The organism is Marinimicrobium sp. (assembly GCF_002695945.1).
In the GTDB taxonomy this organism is placed as follows: Bacteria; Pseudomonadota; Gammaproteobacteria; order Pseudomonadales; family Cellvibrionaceae; genus Marinimicrobium; species Marinimicrobium koreense.
Genome location: NZ_NZQP01000064.1, coordinates 30,297 through 48,728, shown reverse-complemented (window position 1 = coordinate 48,728; position 18,432 = coordinate 30,297). Strand labels below are relative to the sequence as shown.

General features: G+C 60.7%; 12 protein-coding genes. 4 read left to right on the top strand and 8 right to left on the bottom strand.

All coding sequences use genetic code 11. The annotated features are described in order from the left end of the window. The first annotated feature begins 147 nt into the window (after positions 1-147). The 3 genes from CMG77_RS14785 to CMG77_RS14775 all read left to right on the top strand — a co-directional run bounded on the left by CMG77_RS14785 (position 148) and on the right by CMG77_RS14775 (position 8,830). Positions 148-5,814: a PQQ-dependent sugar dehydrogenase gene (locus tag CMG77_RS14785; protein ID WP_286805797.1), complete on the top strand. Its 5,667-nt coding sequence runs from the start codon at positions 148-150 to the stop codon at positions 5,812-5,814. Positions 5,815-5,829: 15 nt separating this feature from the next. Continuing rightward, a complete protein-coding gene (locus CMG77_RS14780) occupies positions 5,830-7,218 on the top strand; it encodes a DUF1552 domain-containing protein (RefSeq protein WP_286805796.1) in 1,389 nt (462 codons plus the stop codon). Between the two features lie 106 nt (positions 7,219-7,324). Beyond that, positions 7,325-8,830: a YifB family Mg chelatase-like AAA ATPase gene (locus CMG77_RS14775; protein ID WP_286905008.1), complete on the top strand. Its 1,506-nt coding sequence runs from the start codon at positions 7,325-7,327 to the stop codon at positions 8,828-8,830. Positions 8,831-8,958: 128 nt separating this feature from the next. Here the strand turns inward: CMG77_RS14775 and CMG77_RS14770 are convergent, their stop codons facing one another. The 8 genes from CMG77_RS14770 to hemF form a co-directional block, all read right to left on the bottom strand. Next, positions 8,959-9,813, bottom strand: a complete 855-nt coding sequence (locus tag CMG77_RS14770) for an SMP-30/gluconolactonase/LRE family protein (RefSeq protein ID WP_286905007.1) — start codon at positions 9,811-9,813, stop codon at positions 8,959-8,961. Between the two features lie 60 nt (positions 9,814-9,873). After that, positions 9,874-11,448, bottom strand: a complete 1,575-nt coding sequence (locus tag CMG77_RS14765; RefSeq protein WP_286905005.1) for a sodium/sugar symporter — start codon at positions 11,446-11,448, stop codon at positions 9,874-9,876. Positions 11,449-11,737: 289 nt separating this feature from the next. Next, a complete protein-coding gene (locus tag CMG77_RS14760) occupies positions 11,738-12,505 on the bottom strand; it encodes an SDR family NAD(P)-dependent oxidoreductase (RefSeq protein ID WP_286905003.1) in 768 nt (255 codons plus the stop codon). Continuing rightward, positions 12,505-13,212: an IlvD/Edd family dehydratase gene (locus tag CMG77_RS14755; RefSeq protein WP_286905001.1), complete on the bottom strand. Its 708-nt coding sequence runs from the start codon at positions 13,210-13,212 to the stop codon at positions 12,505-12,507. Before CMG77_RS14755 ends, CMG77_RS14760 begins: the two co-directional genes overlap by 1 nt. After that, on the bottom strand, positions 13,209-14,246 hold the full coding sequence (locus CMG77_RS14750) for a dihydroxy-acid dehydratase (protein WP_286905000.1): 1,038 nt from the start codon (positions 14,244-14,246) through the stop codon (positions 13,209-13,211). The genes CMG77_RS14755 and CMG77_RS14750 overlap by 4 nt, the downstream gene beginning before the upstream one ends. Before the next feature lie 27 nt (positions 14,247-14,273). Next, the gene (locus tag CMG77_RS14745) at positions 14,274-14,999 is read right to left on the bottom strand and encodes a FadR/GntR family transcriptional regulator (RefSeq protein WP_286804342.1); all 726 of its coding nucleotides are present in this window, start codon (positions 14,997-14,999) and stop codon (positions 14,274-14,276) included. A 94-nt stretch (positions 15,000-15,093) separates the two neighbouring features. Then, a complete protein-coding gene (gene aroE / locus CMG77_RS14740) occupies positions 15,094-15,930 on the bottom strand; it encodes a shikimate dehydrogenase (RefSeq protein WP_286804343.1) in 837 nt (278 codons plus the stop codon). Between the two features lie 18 nt (positions 15,931-15,948). Beyond that, entirely contained in the window at positions 15,949-16,869 is a 921-nt protein-coding gene (gene hemF, locus CMG77_RS14735; protein WP_286804344.1) for an oxygen-dependent coproporphyrinogen oxidase, read from the bottom strand. A gap of 412 nt (positions 16,870-17,281) precedes the next feature. Between hemF and CMG77_RS14730 the strand changes: the two genes are divergently transcribed. Next, positions 17,282-18,385 (top strand): Gfo/Idh/MocA family protein, encoded by a 1,104-nt coding sequence (locus CMG77_RS14730; RefSeq protein WP_286804345.1) that lies wholly within the window; start codon positions 17,282-17,284, stop codon positions 18,383-18,385. The last annotated feature ends 47 nt before the right edge of the window (positions 18,386-18,432 follow it).

Sequence of the window (18,432 nt, the reverse complement as noted above, 5' to 3'; positions counted from 1 at the left end):
AATAATAAACCGATGCGGTATCGCCCACTCCCGGGCAAACGGTTCTGACCCTGTGGGCAAGATGCCAACACGTTTTTCAGTCAGACACGGACGAAAAATTCACACTAACGATAATGATTTTTTACCGTCAAAAACGGAAAGACTTTTATGTTCAGCATCCATAGACTTGTGATAAACAAGGTGATGGCGCTCGGTATTGGCGCTCTGCTTTTCGGCAGCTTTCACCCCGCACTCGCCCAGGAGTGGTCCGACGCCTATTTTCGCGGCACGCCCAATGACTGGGGGCTCACCCCCATGACCTACAATCCGGACAGCGGCCACTGGGAAACCACCCAGACCTTCGACGATGACAATCCCCGCTTCAAAATCAGCCGTTACGACAACTGGAGCCAAGCCTACCCGGCCGAGGACTATCCGATCGTCGATGGCGCGGGCACCTACGATATCGCGTTCGACGATACCGATCATTCCATTGAGGTCAGCATTGCCGACACCACGTCCGACGATACCAGCTCCGAAAATACCCGACTCTGTTTCGACAATGCCCAGGGATACAGCGAACCGCATCTGTACTACTGGAATGCATCCCCTGCCGATGCGCTGAACGAGGGCACCGATTGGCCTGGTCTGGCAATGAACAAAGAGAAGGGCTTTTATTGTGTCGACCTTGTCAATCGATTGAACAGCAATCAGTTGCCAGACTCTCTCAACGTTATTTTCAACGATAACGGTGCGGCACAAACCGCCGACCTGCTGTTTGACGGAGCGCCCTGCTTCGCCGGCGATCAATGGCAGAGCCTTACCGATTGTGGACTTGATGAGCATCCGGACGACGCCCCGCCGCCCATCGGGCAAACCCCCGATGATCTTGATCAACGCCCCACGCTGAACGAGCCCCACGCCCTGCCAGTGGAAGGTAATGTGTCCGAGGGCAATTATCGTTTTGAGATCGCCTACCCCGGATTGATCGATCAGTTTGCCTCGCCGGTGATGACCCTGCCCGACCCGGTCAGTGGCCTGATGATGGTGGTCGACAAGTCCGGGCAGGTCTACGCTTTTCCCGACGATCCCGAGGTAGCGCCCGATCAGGTTCGCTCTCTGATCGACATTGAAGATCAGGTCAAGAATTATCACGAACAGGGTCTGCTCAGCATGGCTCTGGATCCGGATTACGCCAGCAACGGTTTTATCTACCTGTATTACATTCAGGGCGCCGACGATAACGAACGTACCCCCGACGGTCAGTACGGCGATGCCGTGCTTGAGCGCTGGACCATCGACAATCCAGCCAACCCCGCTGCCGTGCTGGATGACTCCGCCCGGGAACTACTGCGCGTTGAACAACCCGGTCCAGATCACAAGGGCGGCATGATGCAGTTTCATCCCGAAGAAGGCTATCTGTATTTGGGCATCGGCGACGGCGCTTACGGACATAGCGCCACCACCTCGTTCGACGAAGATCCGCGTACCAACAACAATGCTCAGGTCACCAGCAACCTGCTCGGCACGTTCATTCGGATCGAGCCATTGACCGAAGCTGAAAACGGAAAATACTATCGCGTACCCGATGACAATCCATTTGTGGATCAATCTGGTTACCGCCCGGAAATCTGGTCCTACGGGCACCGCAACCCCTGGCGTTGGGCGTTTGACACCGAAGCGCCCTACACCTTGTGGGAAACCGAAGTCGGCCAATCCGGTTACGAAGAGGTCAACCGTGTGGAACCCGGAAAGAATTACGGCTGGCCGGTGTGCGAAGGGTTGAACAACCGGGGCGAACTCGGGGGCGACCCACTCAAAGACTGCACCACGGCTTTTGAACCGCCCATCGAAGGGTACGAGCACCCAACCGGTTACTCCATCATTGGTGGTCTGGTTTATCGGGGCAACCAGTTGCCGGGCCTCAATGGACGCTTTGTGTTCGGTGACTACGTCACCAAGAAAATCTGGGCCGTGGCCGAGGGCGAAGAGAAAACCGTGGTCAGCGACGCCTTCCCGGAAAACATCGCCTCCTTCGGCACCGACCTGTCCGGCGACGAATTGTTGGTATCCACCTACGGTGTCGAGTTCGGAGGCAACTCCACCATCTACCGCCTGGTGGACGATGACGCTGACAGCGCCGCCTTGCCGGACACCTTATCAGCCACCGGGTTGTTTCAGAGTCTTTCGCCCCTGGTACCGGAAAGTGGCGTCATCCCCTATAAGGTCAACACCGAAGGCTGGTTCGACGGCGCGACGGTACAACACTTCTTACACATCCCCAACGACGAAACCATCGCCTTTGCCGACACCGAACAGTGGGATCTGCCCACCGGTTCGGTGCTGATCAAACATAAATGCATCACCGACGCTGATGGCGAAGAACGTCCCTTTACCACGGAAATTCTCTTCCGCCAGGCGAACGGAACCTGGCAGGCGGTGAATTACCACTGGAACGCCGAGGGCACTGAGGCCACACGAGTGACCGAAACCCTGACCCTCGACAATACCGATGCCGAAGGACGCACCCGCACGGTACGATCCTCGGCCGATTGCGGCTCCTGTCATGTGGGCAATGGCAGTCGCGAACCCCTGGCGTTGCACTCCCGCCAGTTAAACCGTTCGTTCAGTGAGCAAGGTGAGAACCAGTTGGATATTTTCAACCGGATCGGGCTGTTCGATACCAACATTGGTGCCGCCGAGCAGTACACCGCCTTTGCGTCTCTGGAAGACGAGAACACATCGCTTGAGGCGCGTGCCAGAGCCTATCTGGATACCAACTGCGCGCACTGCCACAACAGCGATTTCATGAACCTGCGCTACGACCAGCCGCTGGAGGACATGCGCCTGCTCAACGTTCAAACCACCGGCGGCAAATACCGGATCAAACCCTTTGATCACGGCGAAAGCCTGATTCATCTCTATCAGGTCACCGACGGCAACCGTATGCCCAAAGGCACCCGTTACACCAACCCCGCGGCAGACACCCTGTTCGCCGAATGGATCGACGCCGTCGACGCTCAACCGACCGATTTGCGCCTGCTTGGCGACACCCGGGTCAACCCGGATGATACGTTTACGCTCAGCGTCGAGGCACGCTACGACAATGGCTTCACCGCACCGGTGTCGAGCATCGACAGCGTCAATAGCAGTGACGAATCGGTGCTTTCGGTAGAAGCCATCGAAGGCAACCAGGTCACCCTTAACGCCCTCAGCGCCGGTGCCGCCAACGTCACCCTCAGCAGCAACGGGCAATCGACCAGTCTGGAGATCGAGGTGGTGTCTATCGACACCTCCCTGACCGGGCTGGCCATCTCCCCGGAGACCACCGCACTCACCGATCAGCAACAACTGGTGGCCTACGGTCTGGGTCCCAACAACACCAAAATTCATGTTCATTCGGAGGTTCAATGGCAAGTGATCAGCGGCGGCGACGTCGTGTCGGTATCGGACACCGGCCTGGTGCAACGTCTGGCCCCGGGTGAGGCCACCGTGCGCGCCACTCTGGACGAATTCAGTGCGCAAACCACCCTCACCGAGGCGGACGCCGCCCTGTCCCTGCGCTACGACAACCCTGACGACTGGGACGCCGTCAACATCTACCTTTGGACCAGCGGTGCGGGAGAAGACCAACCGCTGCACGACTGGCCCGGTGAGCCGATGGACGGACCGGATGACAGCGGTTGGTGGGTCTACCATCAAGATCCGGACGCCCTGCCCGAGGGGCAGCTGAACGTGATTTTCAACAACGGCGCCGGCGCCCAGACCGATGACCTCAACGACATCCAGGAATCCGCCAGCTACAGCGACGGCCAATGGGAACCCTGGAATGCCCACGGCGACACCGGCGGCGAAACCTATCGCCTGTCGGTAATTGGTGGCAGCACCGAGAACGCCGAGCGCGATTTCACCCCCGGCACGGTGGTTTCCATCGCCGCCCACGAGGCGCCTCTCGGGACCGAGTTTTCCGGGTGGCAGGGCGAAGGCCGCGCCTATGTAGTCGGCAACCCCGCCGCGGCCACTATCGAGCTGGTGATGCCCGCTCACAACGTCTCGATCCAGGCGCTGTTTGCCGGCCAGGAAGACGACTATCAAGCCGGCCGGGATTTCTATGGCCAACACTGCCAGAGCTGTCATGGCGACAACGGTGAAGGCGGCGTGGCCGGTGCCATCAATGCCCTGGACGACACCTGGAACCAGAATCTTCTGGCCAGCTACATCGCCGACTTTATGCCCATGGACAATCCCGGCGCCTGCGACGGCGAACAGAGCGGTGACTGCGCCTTCGAAATCGCCCGCCTGGTGCTCGCCGACGCCTGGCAGCCCTCTCTGTGCACCGACGGCAACTGCGGCGAGGGCACTCTGGATAGCCGAAACCTGCGCCTGCTCACCAAAGAGGAATACCTCAACAGCGTGCGCGATGTGTTCAATATCAACTTCTCGGCGGCGCTGATGGATACCGTCCCCGCCGATGGTCGCTACCGCAATTTCACCACCGCCTCCTATCTCTCGGCGGGCTACGACCGCACCCTGGGCTATCAATTGGTGGCCAGTGAGATCGCCGAGCAGGCGATCACCCGCTACACCTTTATGGGACTGGCCGAACAGTGTGACGACGCTGCCTGCGCCGTCGAGGCGTTCGGCAAGCGACTGTTCCGTCGTCCGCTGACCCAGACCGAAGTGGACAACTACGCCGCCCTTTACGACAACGACGACGGCGGTCGTCGGGCCCTGCAGGCGCTGTTGATGTCACCGCACTTCATGTACCGCTCCGAGCTGGGCGAGCTGGACGGTGAAACCGGCCTCTTTGCATTGGATGCCTACGAAACGGTGACCTCTCTGGCCTACATTTTCTGGGCCACCACTCCGGATGACACCTTACTCGCCATGGCCGCGGATGAGGACTTCAGCCGGTCCGAGGCGGTCAATCACGTACTGAGTGATCCGCGCTCGGAGCGCGGCCTGCGCCGCTTTATCAGCGGCTGGCTGATCAACAATCAGTACGGCTTCCCGGGCATCGACAACCCGGATCTGGTCGAAGCGCTGAAAGAGGAAACCGTGCGCTTTGTACTCGCCAACATTGAGTCCAACGCCCCCTACGCCGAACTGCTGCTCGCGCCCTACACCCAGGCCAATGATCTGGTGGCCGAGCACTACGGTCTTCCGGACACCACCAGCGGCGGCTGGTCCGAGCGCGCCTACGACGGCTCGGATCCTCGCCTGGGTGCTGGCCTGCTCGGCCACGCCAGCTTCCTGGCCTCGCGCACTAACACCGTCAATCCCTCGCCCATCAAGCGCGGCGTCTATGTGCGGGAAAGTCTGATGTGCCAGGAGTTTCCGCCACCGGCCGCGGCGGACTTCAACGTCGAATTTGAAGACTCCGACAGCAACCGGGACGCCACCGAGCGGCACACCAACGACCCGGCCTGCGCCGCCTGCCACCAGTTTATCGATGGTGTGGGTTTTGGCTTTGAGCGGTTCGACAGCCAGGGCCTGTACCGGGCCATGGAGACCCTGGGCAACGGTGAGACCGAAGAGATCGACGCCTCCGGCTCCATCAAAAGCCTCTATTCGCCGGAGACGACTCTTGACCCGGACAGCGAGGCGGTAACCTACCACTCGATACCCGAGCTGGCCCAACTGATTGCCGAAAGCGGTCAGGGTGAGGCCTGTTTTGCCCGGCAGTTCTACCGCTACGTGGTGGGCCGGGAGGAGTCCGGCGATAGCGACGAGCTCAATATCCAGACTTTTAGTCAGGACCTGCGCAACGGCGGTGGCATGCGTGACATGCTGCGCGACCTGGTGCTGTCCGACAGTTTCATTCAGCGTCGATAAGAGGGAGTGACCACCATGAACACACTGACCAATCGATCGCGTCGCCGGTTTCTGATGTCCCTGGCCAAAGGCGGATTGTTGTTACCCTTTGCCAGCCAACTGTTCGGCCAGAAAGTCCTCGCCGCCTCGGGCTTGGCACAGCGGGTACTGTTTCTTTACTACCCCAACGGCGTGGTGCCTTACAACTGGCGCCCGACCCAGGGCGAGGGCAGTATCGCCGGCTCCCAGGAACTGAGCTTTGGCCTGGGACCACTTTCGCCCTGGCACCAGAACCTGACCGTGCTGCAAAATATGACCCTGGACATCGGTCAGGGCGCTGGCGCCCACTACAATGACATGCGCGGCATCCTCACCGGCAACAACCAGATCGGCACCGACAGTGCCAGCATCGACCACCTGATTGCCGAACAGCTCGGCGATGAAGGGGTCCTGAGCCTGGGTGTGCGTACCGGTCCTAAATCCGACATCATGATCTCCAAGCCTCGGGGTTACGCAACCACGCAAAGGCCTATCCCCAACAACGACCCGAAAGACGTCGCCGAGAAACTGGCACTGCGGGTGGGGGACGGCGGTGGCGGCGAACCGAACCCGCAACTGCAGGCCATGTACGACACCCTGCTGTCGGATTTTGACCAGTTGGAAGACGCCACCCTGTCCCAGGCGCGGCAGGATAAACTTACTCGCCACCGCGAAGCGCTGGTGCGCCTGAAAAACCTCGCGGGAACGCAACTGGGCGACTGCGCCCTCAGCACCGACAAACCCGCCGACCCCTACGCCATGGCGGAACAGCAATTGTCAGCAGATGAGTGGCAACAGTTTCCAACCCTGTGCCGGGCCCAGATCGACAATGTGGTGGGCGCCTTCTCCTGTGGCCTGCACCGGGTCGCCACCCTGCAACTGTCCAAGGGCGATGAAAACGGCAACCTGGTCAACTATTCCTTCGATGAGTGTTGGCAGATGGCCCAGCAGGCCATGGACCAGGGCATCAAGGCCACCGAGAACGGCGGCGAGGTCACCCCGATCACCCGTTGGTACAACGAGTTCTCCAGTCACAGCGCTTCCCACCGCCCGGGGGACGTGCCCCACACTGCCCAAGTACGTTGGTACCACTCCCTGCTGGCCTACACATTGGAACAACTGGATGCGGCCGGTTTGCTGAGCGATACCCTGGTGGTGATGTTCTCCGAAGTGGGCGACGGCTCCAAACACGGCGGCGGCGCTGGTGCGGTGACGCTCGCGGGCGGCGCCGGCGGGGCGCTGTCCATGGGCAGGGTGATCAACTGCGGCGACGGCATCAACAACGGCTACCGCCGCTTTGGCACCCACAACCTGTTCGGCGATGTGGCGCGGTTGATGGGTGTAAACAGTTTACCCGAGCCGCATTGGAGCGGTGGCGTGGTGTAACGCTCCAGTGTATCGCCACCCCAAAACGGAACCCGGTTCCTTTTTCAACGACGCTCGATAAGGTATATTTCTTCTCGAAATACACCCACCCACGCAAGGATTGCTCATGTCGCTCGCCGTTGTCTATTCACGCGCAAAACTCGGAGTCCAGGCTCCGCTGGTCACCGTCGAAGTTCATCTCTCCAACGGCCTGCCCGCCCTGAATATGGTGGGCCTGCCGGAAACCGCCGTGAAGGAAAGCAAGGACCGGGTGCGCAGTGCCATCCTCAACAGTCACCTGGAATTTCCCGCCCGGCGGATTACCGTCAACCTCGCGCCCGCCGATTTGCCCAAAGAAGGCGGACGGTTTGACTTGCCGATTGCCCTGGGCATTCTGGCCGCCTCCGGTCAAATTCCCGAAGACAGCCTGAGCGGTTGTGAATTTATGGGTGAGCTGGCCCTGTCCGGCGAGCTGCGCCCGGTCACCGGTGCCCTGCCTGCGGCGTTGGCCGCCAGCGATGCCAAACGGCATCTGGTGGTCGCCGCCGACAACGCCGAAGAGGCCGCGCTGTGTGATTCCACTGCCGTGTTCTCCGCAAAAAACCTGCTTTCAGTGTGCGCGCACCTGCATCAGCGGGAGCGCTTACCCCAGGCCGAAGGGCCGTTCGATGCCACCGACGAACCGACCCTGGATTTTGACCTCAGTGATGTCAAAGGCCAGGTACAGGCCAAACGGGCTCTTGAGGTCGCGGCCAGCGGCGGCCATAACCTGTTGATGTATGGGCCGCCGGGGACTGGCAAAACCATGCTCGCCAGTCGCCTGCCCGGCATACTGCCCCCGCTGGAAAATCGTGAGCGGTTGGATGTGGCGGCGGTGTATTCAGTAGCCCCCGGTGCCGGCAGTCACAGCAATCGGGTACGGCCTTTCCGGTCACCCCACCACACCGCCTCGGCCATTGCATTGGTGGGCGGCGGCTCCAATCCGCGCCCGGGGGAGATTTCTCTGGCCCACAGCGGCGTACTGTTTCTGGATGAGTTACCGGAATTTCACCGGCATGTATTGGAGGTGTTGCGCGAGCCATTGGAGAGTGGTGAGGTACGCATCTCTCGCGCAAAGGCCCAAGCGGTCTACCCGGCCCGCTTCCAGTTGGTTGCGGCCATGAACCCCTGCCCGTGCGGTTACCACGGTGCGGCCGAAGGCGACTGCACCTGCACGCCGGATCAGATTCGTCGCTACCGGGACAAAATTTCCGGTCCGCTATTGGATCGCATTGATATGCACGTACCGGTTCGGTTACTGAAACGCGGGGAGCTGCAGAGTAAAGGTGAAGGCGAGCGCAGTACCGTTGTGCGCGAACGGGTGATTGCCGCCCGGCAGCGGCAGCTGGACCGGCAGGGCAAAGCCAACCATCAGTTGAGTGTGCCTGAGCTGGAGCGGGTGTGTGCGCTGACGCCGGCCAATAAGAACCTGCTGGAGGATGCGATTGAAAAGCTCGGGTTATCGAGCCGGGCGTATCATCGCGTTTTGAAAGTGGCGCGGACGCTGGCTGACATGTCGGGGAGTGAGTCCCTGGAAACGGTGCATATCAGTGAGGCGTTGGGGTATCGGACGTTGGATCGGCGGAAGGGATGAAGCGTTGTGGCAACTTTGGGTTGGGTGACGGCGGATGCGGCCTTCGGCCTTATCCGCCCTACGGATAGCATGCCAGTTCGCGTAGGGCGGATAAGCCGAAGGCGCATCCGCCGTAAGTACCCGCAAACCTACCCCCGAAAGAAATCCACCGGCAACCCCTTCACATCGGTCTGATAAATTAACAGGTTTCCCGCCTCGGGCTCTCGGGCCAACTGCGCTTCGGACAGATTTTCCCGCGCGGTGGTAATACACAACCAGGACAGATCCGGACCACCAAAAGCCACACAGGTGGGCTGACTGACCGGAACCTCCAGCTCCAACAACACCTCGCCCTCGGGGGAGTAACACACCACTTGGCCGCCACCGAACAGGGCNTTCCAGACATTGCCNTCGGCATCNACACAACTGCCNTCNTGNCCAGTGCCCTCAGGGGCCANGGCAAACACNCGNCGGTTGCTGAAACTGCCACTGTGGGCGTCGAAGTCATAGGCGTAATAGACCCCCCGGGCGGAATCAGACAGATAAGCGGTGCGACTGTCCGGGCTCCAGCACAAACCATTGCTGATGCCCAGGCCGCGTAAATGCGGCTGCACATCGCCGTCAGCCGTCCAGCAGTAGAGCGCGGCGCCATCCTCATCCNCCAGCGGGTCCCCGGCTTCCACCATNGTGCCGGCCCAGAANCGGCCCTGCCGNTCAACCTTGCCATCGTTGAACCGATTGCCCGGTTTGTGCGCTTCGGGGTGGGCCAACCAGTGACAGTCGCCGGTTTCTGGCGTGTACAGAGCAAAGCCCTTGTCAAAGCTGGCGATCAGGGTCTGGGGGGCTTGTGAGATAGCTTGCGAAGGCGCCACAAACCCGAAGGCGGTGAGCCGTTCGGGTGTGGACCACTCGGTCAGGGANTCCGAGTCGGGGTGATAGCGGTAAAGACGACAACCGANGATATCGGTCCACCAGAGGGATTGCTGGTCGGGGTGCCAGAGCACCCCTTCTCCCAGAACATTCCCGACTGGCAGGCTNTTAANACACTCGGGCTGCCGCACGNTTTACCACCAGACGCTNTACAGCGCGACCAGGATCAGAACNACACCNATGCTCANCACATTGAAGCTGGTACGGGTGCTGAAATCGATGTTGTCCAGGTGAATGGCATTGCTCTGCTCTTTGGCACCGCTGATCAGGGTAATCACGACGGCCAGCACCACACAGGCAATAAACACGATACCCACCCGATCAATAAACGGCAGGCCGGGCATGAACTTCCAGAACAGCGCGGAGAGCACGACCGAGGCAATGGCCGCGACCAGTGCTGACGTCGCGGTTGCGCGCTTCCAGAAAAAGCCCAGCAGGAAGATCGTGACGATACCCGGAGTGAAGAAACCGGTGAATTCCTGAATAAACTGGAACGCCTGGGGGAAGTTACCCAGCAGCGGGCGGGCGATGATCACGGCAATCAACATCGCCAGGCAGGCGACGGAGCGGCCAATAATGACCTTTTTATGCTCGGTGGCNTTCTGGTTGATCATCTTGCTGTAGATGTCCATCGTGAAGATGGTGGAAATACTGTTCACCATGGAACCCAGGGACGAGGCAATCGCGGCCACCAGGGCGGCGAAGGTGATGCCGAGCAGGCCTTGCGGTACCAGCTTCATCATTTCCGGGTACGCCTGGTCCGGCTGGGCCAGANCCGGCTTGAGCATGGCCGCGGCCATACCGGGCAGCACCACAATCAGTGGCATCAGGATTTTCAGGTAGGCGGCAAAGGCGATGCCCTTCTGCGCTTCGGCCAGGCTCTTGGCAGCCAGGGTGCGCTGGGTGATGTACTGGTTAAAGCCCCAGTAAGACAGGTTCATGATCCACAGGCCACCGACCAGCACGGAAATGCCCGGCAGGCTGATGTAGTGCTCGTTGCTCGGGTCCAGAATCATGTCGAACTTCTCGGGAATCTCCGCCAGCATGATGGAGAAGCCCTGGAAAGCACCGGAACCGCCGGCATTTTCGGCGATCTGGTCCAGCGCCANGAAGGACACCATCAGGCCACCGATGATCAGCAGCACCACCTGGATGATGTCGGTCAGCGCGACCGCCTTGAGGCCACCGTAGATGGAGTAACCGATGGAGAACACCGCCAGGAAGCNCANGCCATAGACCAGGTCCAGCCCGGTGATAGCATTGATCGCCAGAGCACCCAACCACAGAATGGAGGTCAGGTTCACAAAGGTATAGAGGGCAAGCCAGAAAATCGCCATGACCGTGCGCACCCGGCTGTCATAGCGCTGCTCCAGAAACTGGGGCATGGTGCTGATGCCTTTCTCCAGGAAGATCGGCAGGAAGTACTTACCGATGATCAGCAGGGTGATGGCTGCCATCCACTCGTAGGAGGCGATGCCCAGGCCGATGGCGAAGCCGGAGCCGGACATACCGATGATCTGCTCGGCGGAAATGTTCGCCGCAATCAGCGAGGCGCCGATGGCCCACCAAGGCAAGGATTTACCCGCCAGAAAGTAGTCCGTGGAGTTTTTTTCGTGGCCGGCTTTTTCCCGGGAAACCCACCAGGCAATGCCGACCAGCAGCACGCAGTAAACGGCAAAGGTGGTTATATCAAGTGGTGACAAGCTCATGTTGCACTCCATATTATGTGATTATTGTCCGGCGGGTGCGGTGTGGACGCCCCTACGCCCGCTTCGCCGCCCTGCGTTCTATTGGGAGGTACGCCGAAGAGTATTGCCGATGAATGCACGGATTCCGCCGGAATTTTTCGAGCGGCTATTATGCGGATAATCCGCATCGACTGCGAGTGCCGATGTAGGGATTTCAGGGGGAAAAGTGGGAATTGGGTGTGTTTACGGCGGATACCACGGCAGCTCNCGTAGGGCGGATAAGCCGAAGGCGCATCCGCCGCGTACTCAGCTACAACCGNCCACCATCGATNACGAACTTCTGNCCGGTGATCATCCGGGCGTCGTCCGAGGCGAGAAACAGNGTCAAGTTGGCGACATCTTCCGGCAGAATCCGCTCNTTCAGGCACACCTGATCCATCCACCAGGCTTCCGCCTCCGGCGTGAGCCACTTGTTGAGCTGGCGCTCNGTGATCACCCAGCCGGGCACAATCGCGTTCACCCGGATCTTGTCCGAGCCGAAATCCCGGGCCAGGGACTTGGTCAGNCCCAGCAGGGCCGCCTTGGCGGTGTTGTAACTGGGCAGCTTNCTCGGCCCGAACAGNGCGTTGATGGAACTGAANTTGATGATCACCCCGCCGCCCTGCCGGGCCATCAGGGGCTGNATCGTCTGGGCGGCGAAAAACGCCGGGTGCAGGTTGACCGCCAGACTGTTGTACCAGGCCTGCTCAGACAGATAACGGGGGTCGTAGCGCTGATCATTGGCGACGTTGTTCACCAGTACGGTGAAGTCGCCACACTGATCCGCGAGGGCGCGAATGGCGGCGCGCAGCTCGTCGATTCGGGTGACATCGCAGCGGCGGAATACCACCTGGGCGTCGTGTNCGGCACGCACCCGCTCGGCCAGCTCATTCCCCGCCTCTTCATTGAGGTCGACGAAGGCGACATTGCTGCCCTGGGCGGCAAAGGCCTCGACCAGGCAAGCGCCTATTCCGGTCGCCCCGCCGGTAATGAATACCGAGCGGTGAGCAAGACTGGCATAGCGGGTGTATTCAGTCATTAATGCGATTCCCGGTCCACCTGGTCGCCGCTGGCGCCCCTCAAAAAGTCCAGATCGACGCCCTGATCGGCCTGGAGCACGGTATCAATATATAACTTGGCATAGCCGCGAGTGTATTCTGACTCCGGCCGACTATCCTGCCATTCGGCCAGCCGTTGCGCCAGCTCGGCGTCGCTGATCCTGAGCGATAGACTACGGTTTTTGCCACTGAATGCAATCTCATCGCCATTGCGCACCANNGCCANGGGGCCNCCGGCACTGGATTCGGGCGCAACGTGGAGAATCACCGAGCCGAACGCGGTTCCGCTCATACGCGCATCCGAGATACGCAGCATGTCCCGCACGCCCTTTTCGAGCAGTTTTTTCGGTAGGGCCATATTGCCCACTTCCGGCATGCCGGGGTAGCCCTTGGGGCCACACCCCTTGAGNACCAGTACCGAGTGTTCGTCCACGTCCAGATCCGGNTCGTCGATGCGCGCCTTGTAGTCCTCGATGCTCTCGAACACCACAGCCCGNCCGGTGTGNTCCAACNGCGCNGGNGTCGCCGCGTTGGGNTTGATNATGGCNCCCTTGGGNCACAGGTTNCCCTTGAGNACCCANATGCCNGAATCCGGNTTNACCGGATTGTCCAGCNNNCGNATGANGTCGTNATTGTAACATTGCGCGNCAGCAATCTGGTCCCCCAGAGCNGCACCCGAGACGGTCACCGNATNGTTGTGTGCAACCNGNCCTTGATACGCGCCATGACGGCAGGCAGGCCACCGGCGTAGTGGAAATCTTCCATCAGGAAACGCCCCGAGGGCATCAGGTCCACCAGCAGTGGAATGTCCCGGCTGAGCCGGTCGAAATCATCCAGTGCCAGCTCGATCCCCAGCCGCCCGGCAATGGCCAGCAGATGCACCACCACGTTGGTGGACCCGCCAATGGCGGCATTGACCACAATCGCGTTTTCCAGCGCTTCCCGGGTCAGGATGTCGGCGAGGCGGACATCCTGCTTGACCAGCTCGACAATGCGCCGCCCGGTAAGGTGCGCCAGCGCCTGACGGCGGGCATCCACAGCGGGAAGCGTACCGTTCAAGGGCAGGCTCAGCCCCATGGCCTCGGTCAGGCTGGACACGGTGGAGGCGGTGCCCATGGTCATGCATACGCCCCGGCTGCGGGACATGCCGCTTTCGGCGGCGATGAAATCATCAATGCTCATCAGCCCGGCGCGTACCGCCTCGGAGTACTTCCAGACATCGGTGCCCGAGCCAATGTCCTGGCCGCGGAATTTGCCGTTGAGCATGGGGCCGGAGGACACCACCATGGTCGGGAGATTGACACTGGCGGCGCCCATGATCTGGGCCGGGGTGGTTTTATCGCAGCCCCCGAGCAGCACCACCCCATCAATGGGGTTGCCGCGAATGGACTCTTCCACTTCCATGGCCAGCAGGTTGCGGAACAGCATGGCGGTCGGGCGCATCTGGGTTTCCCCCAGGCTCATGGCGGGAAACTCCAGCGGCAGTCCGCCCGCTTCCCAGACGCCCCGTTTGACGTACTCGGCCAGTTCCCGCAGGCCCGTATTGCAGGGGGTGAGCTCCGACCAGGTGTTGCAAATGCCAATCACCGGCCGACCGTCGAACACATGATCCGGCAACCCCTGATTTTTCATCCAGGAACGGTGGATAAAGCCATCCTTATCCAGTTTGCCGTAACTCTGTGTGCTGCGCCGAGGCTTGCCCGGCGTGTCGGAATCAGACATGGGGAGGGGTTCCTGCAGCCATGAAAATCAGGCGGTTTCGGTGCGACGAGCCGCAATCGCGGCGTCGATCAGTTGAAGCGCTTCCTCCAACAAGGCTACGGCGGCCTTGCCCGCGCCCTCCACATCACCGCGCGCAATCGCCTCGTACACCGTCCGGTGGTCGGCTTCGCTGGCCACGGTAACGCCTTTCATCTGGTTGGTGGAGGCAATACTGACCCGCAGCGCGGTCTGAATGAAATTGCGCAGTTGGATGAAGAAGCGGTTTTCGCTGGCCAGCAGAATGGCCGAGTGGAAGGCAATGTCCGCCTCCAGAGGGTCATCATGGCCCCGCTCGGCGGCTTCCATGCGCAAGAGCGCTTTTTCGATATCGGCAATCCGCTCCCGGCTCTGCTTCCGGGCGGCGAGAATGGCCGCTTCGGGCTCGATGCCGATGCGCAGCTCAGTGAACTCGCGCAGCAGCGACAGGGAGGGGCGGCTGCTCAGGGTCCACTCCAGAACGTCCTCATCAAACATGTTCCAGCGATGGTTGGGTTGCACCCGAATGCCCTGGCGGGGCCGGGAAGAAATCAGCCCCTTGGCGGTGAGCATTTTCACCGCTTCACGCACTACGCTGCGACTGATATCAAACTGCTCGCACAAGTCCGCCTCGGTGGGCAGGGGATCATTGACACTGTACTCCCCGCGCACAATGGCTGCGCCCAGTTGGTAGGTCACCTGATGGGTCAGGTTGCGGCCGCCCTCTAGTCTGCTCATTACCTTGCTCGCTGTGGTTGGAAAGCCGGATATACGCGCCGACGCGCCTTACCGACCATAAATGCTATTTATCTTACAGCAAAGCCGACAGGGCTTACGCCCCTTTTTTGGCAGACAGGCTCCGGCGCAGCGCGGTAATCACCGGGACCACTTCCGGGCGCACCTGGCGCCAGAGATAGAAGGACTCCGCCGCCTGTCCCACCAGCATGCCCAGGCCATCGGTCAGTCGGGCAGCGCCGTGGGCTTCGGCCCACTGCAGAAACAGTGTCGGTTCGGCGGCGTACATCATGTCGTAACAGGCAGCACCTTCGGCCAGCAGCTCCTCGGGCAGGGGCGGCAGTTCGCCGCCGAAGCCGGCGGAGGTGCCATTGATCACCAGGTCAAACTGACGTCCGCTCAAGGCCTCGTACCCCAACGGTTCAATCACGCCCAGGTCGGCAAACCCTTTGGCCAGTTGCTCGGCCTTGTGCACGGTGCGGTTGGCGATGGTCAGTGAGCCGGGCTCCTGCTCCATCAGCGGTTGAAGTACGCCGCGCACCGCCCCCCCGGCACCCAGGATCAGCAGCCGCTTGCCGGCAATCTCCCAGCCGAGGTTGTGCATGTCGTTTACCATGCCGATCCCATCGGTGGTGTCGCCCAGCAGGGTACCGTCCGCTCGCTTTACCAGGGTGTTCACCGCACCGGCGCGGCGGGCACGCGGTGTCAGGCGGGCCGCATAACCATAGGCGGCCAGTTTGTCCGGGGCAGTGATGTTCAGGCCTTTGCCGCCACTGGCGAAAAACGCATCGGCGGCCTGCTCGAAGTCTTTTTCGGCCACCTGTTGTTTGGTGTAGGCGATATCTTCCCCGGTCTGCTCGGCAAACTGACGGTGGATATAGGGGGACTTACTCTGGGCGATGGGATCGCCGAATACGGCGTAAGCGTCTGTCATACAACCTTCCAGCTCTTGTTATTCGATCCAGTCTCTGGCCTGCAGATAGTGCTCAGTGAGCGCCGCTTCGGCGCTGCCCGGCTCCGGTTGCCAGTCGTAATCCCAGCGCACCAGGGGCGGCAGAGACATCAATATCGACTCCGTGCGCCCCCCAGTCTGCAGACCAAAGAGGGTGCCGCGATCATACACCAAATTGAATTCGACATAACGCCCTCGCCGGTAAAGCTGGAAGTTGCGCTCGCGTTCGCCGTATTCGGTGTCCTTGCGCCGGGCGAGGATCGGGCGGTAGGCGGGCAGGTAGCTGTCGCCCACGGCGCGCATCACCGCGAAGCTGCGCTCGAAGCCCAGTTCGTTGAAGTCGTCGAAGAAAAGGCCGCCAACGCCCCGGGGTTCGTCGCGATGTTTCAGGAAAAAGTAGTCATCGCACCATTTCTTGAAAAACGGATAGAGATTGTCGCCGTGGGGGTCCAGGGCGTCTTTGGCGGTGCGGTGCCAGTGACGGCAGTCGTCGTCGCTGCCGTAGTAGGGGGTCAGGTCGTAGCCGCCCCCAAACCACCAGACGGGTTCGGCGCCGGGTTTTTCGGCGATGAAGAAGCGCACGTTGGCGTGGCTGGTGGGGGCGTAAGGGTTGTTAGGGTGGATGACCAGGGAGACACCCATGGCTTCGAAGGAGCGCCCGGCCAGTTCGGGCCGGTGGGCGGTCGCCGAGGCGGGCATCTGGTCGCCAAAGACGTGGGAGAAGTTGACGCCGCCTTTTTCGATGGCGTTGCCTTCGGTCAGCACCCGGGAGCGGCCACCCCCGCCCTGTTCGCGCTGCCATTCGTCCTGTAGGAATCGGGCACCGCCGTCTTCGGTTTCCAGCTCGGCGCAGATGCGGTCCTGGAGTCCGAGCAGGTAGTCTTTGACGGCCTGTTTGTCGGGGGCGTTTTCGGTGGGCATGGTGAGTCTCGCGCTGTCGATTGAGGGCGTATTGTACGCGCCCGAACCCACCGAGGCGAAATTCATGGCCAGAGTGATCTAAACTGGGTTATGGTCAGAATGATTATGACGTCCCGCTGAGACAAAGCGTTTTAGTATCCAGCTATTTTTGTTGCTTCAAGCCCGGGTCGCTGCGAGGTGAACCCTTTCAAGACACGCCGTGAATACGGTCCCTTCGCGCTCCCAGCGCTTCGGGACACTTCCCACATCCATGTGGGTCGTCCACGGGGCTCGCATCGCGGGTCCCCCCGCTCCACGGTTTTGAAACGGTATACCCCACCGCAAACCTCCGTGCCACATTCTGCGTTACTTTGCGTAGGGCGGGTAAGGCCAAAGGCCGCACCCGCCGTAACCCAACCCGGAGGTTCCCACAATGCCCCACCCCAACTTCAACCGCCGCCGCTTCCTACAAGGCCTCGGCGCGTCAACCGCCCTGCTCTCGTCCGGCTGGTCCCCCCACCTGCTGGGGAGCCCCTCTCGAAAATTGGGCGTCGCCCTGGTCGGTCTCGGTGGCTACAGCACCAACCAGCTCGCGCCGGCACTGCAACTGACCCAACACTGTGAGCTGCGCGGGATTGTCACCGGTAGCCCGGAGAAGATTCCGGTATGGCAGGAAAAATACGGTATCAAGGACGCCAATGTGTACAACTACGAGAACATGCACACCATCGCGGATAATCCGGATATTGATGTGATTTATGTGGTGACGCCCACGAGTCTGCATAAGAAGTTTTCGGTGATTGGCGCCAATGCGGGGAAGCATGTGTGGTGTGAGAAGCCGATGGCGATGGATGAGGCGGAGTGTCAGGAGATTATTGATGCCTGCCGTAAAAACAACGTGAAGCTGAGCATCGGCTACCGGATGCAGCATGAGCCGAATACCCAGACGGTGATGCAGTTCGCCAAGGACAAACCCTACGGGGCGATTGAGCGCATTGATGCGGTGGCGGCATACTCCGGTGGCGAAAATCGCTCGCCGGACAACTGGCGGATGCGTGCCGATATGGGCGGTGGCGCCATGTACGATATGGGCGTCTACCCGCTTAATGGGTCTCGTTATGCCGCCGGTGAGGAGCCGGTAGCGGTGTCCGGTCGACATGAAATTACCCACCCCGAAGCCTTCACCGAAGTGGATTCCACCACCCACTTTACCCTGGAGTTCCCCAGTGGTGCGGTGGCCGAATGTATGACCAGTTTTGTGAAGCCGGGCAATAAGCTGGAGGTGACCTGCGCTGAGGGTTCCTATTACCTGCGGCCCATGTCCAATTACAACGGTGTGCAGGGCGCCACCAGCGATGGCAGGAAACTGGACAAACCCATCGCCAACCAGCAGGCCGCGCAGATGGACGACGATGCCCGGGCCATTTTGCAGGACATGCCGGTCATGGTGCCCGGCGAGGAAGGCTTGAGGGATATTCGCATTGTCCAGGCGATTTTCAAGTCCGCCCGGGAGGATGGTAAGCGGATTGAGTTATAACTCACTTGCTAGTTCCCGAAACGTTACATAGGCACTGCGGAGGCTGG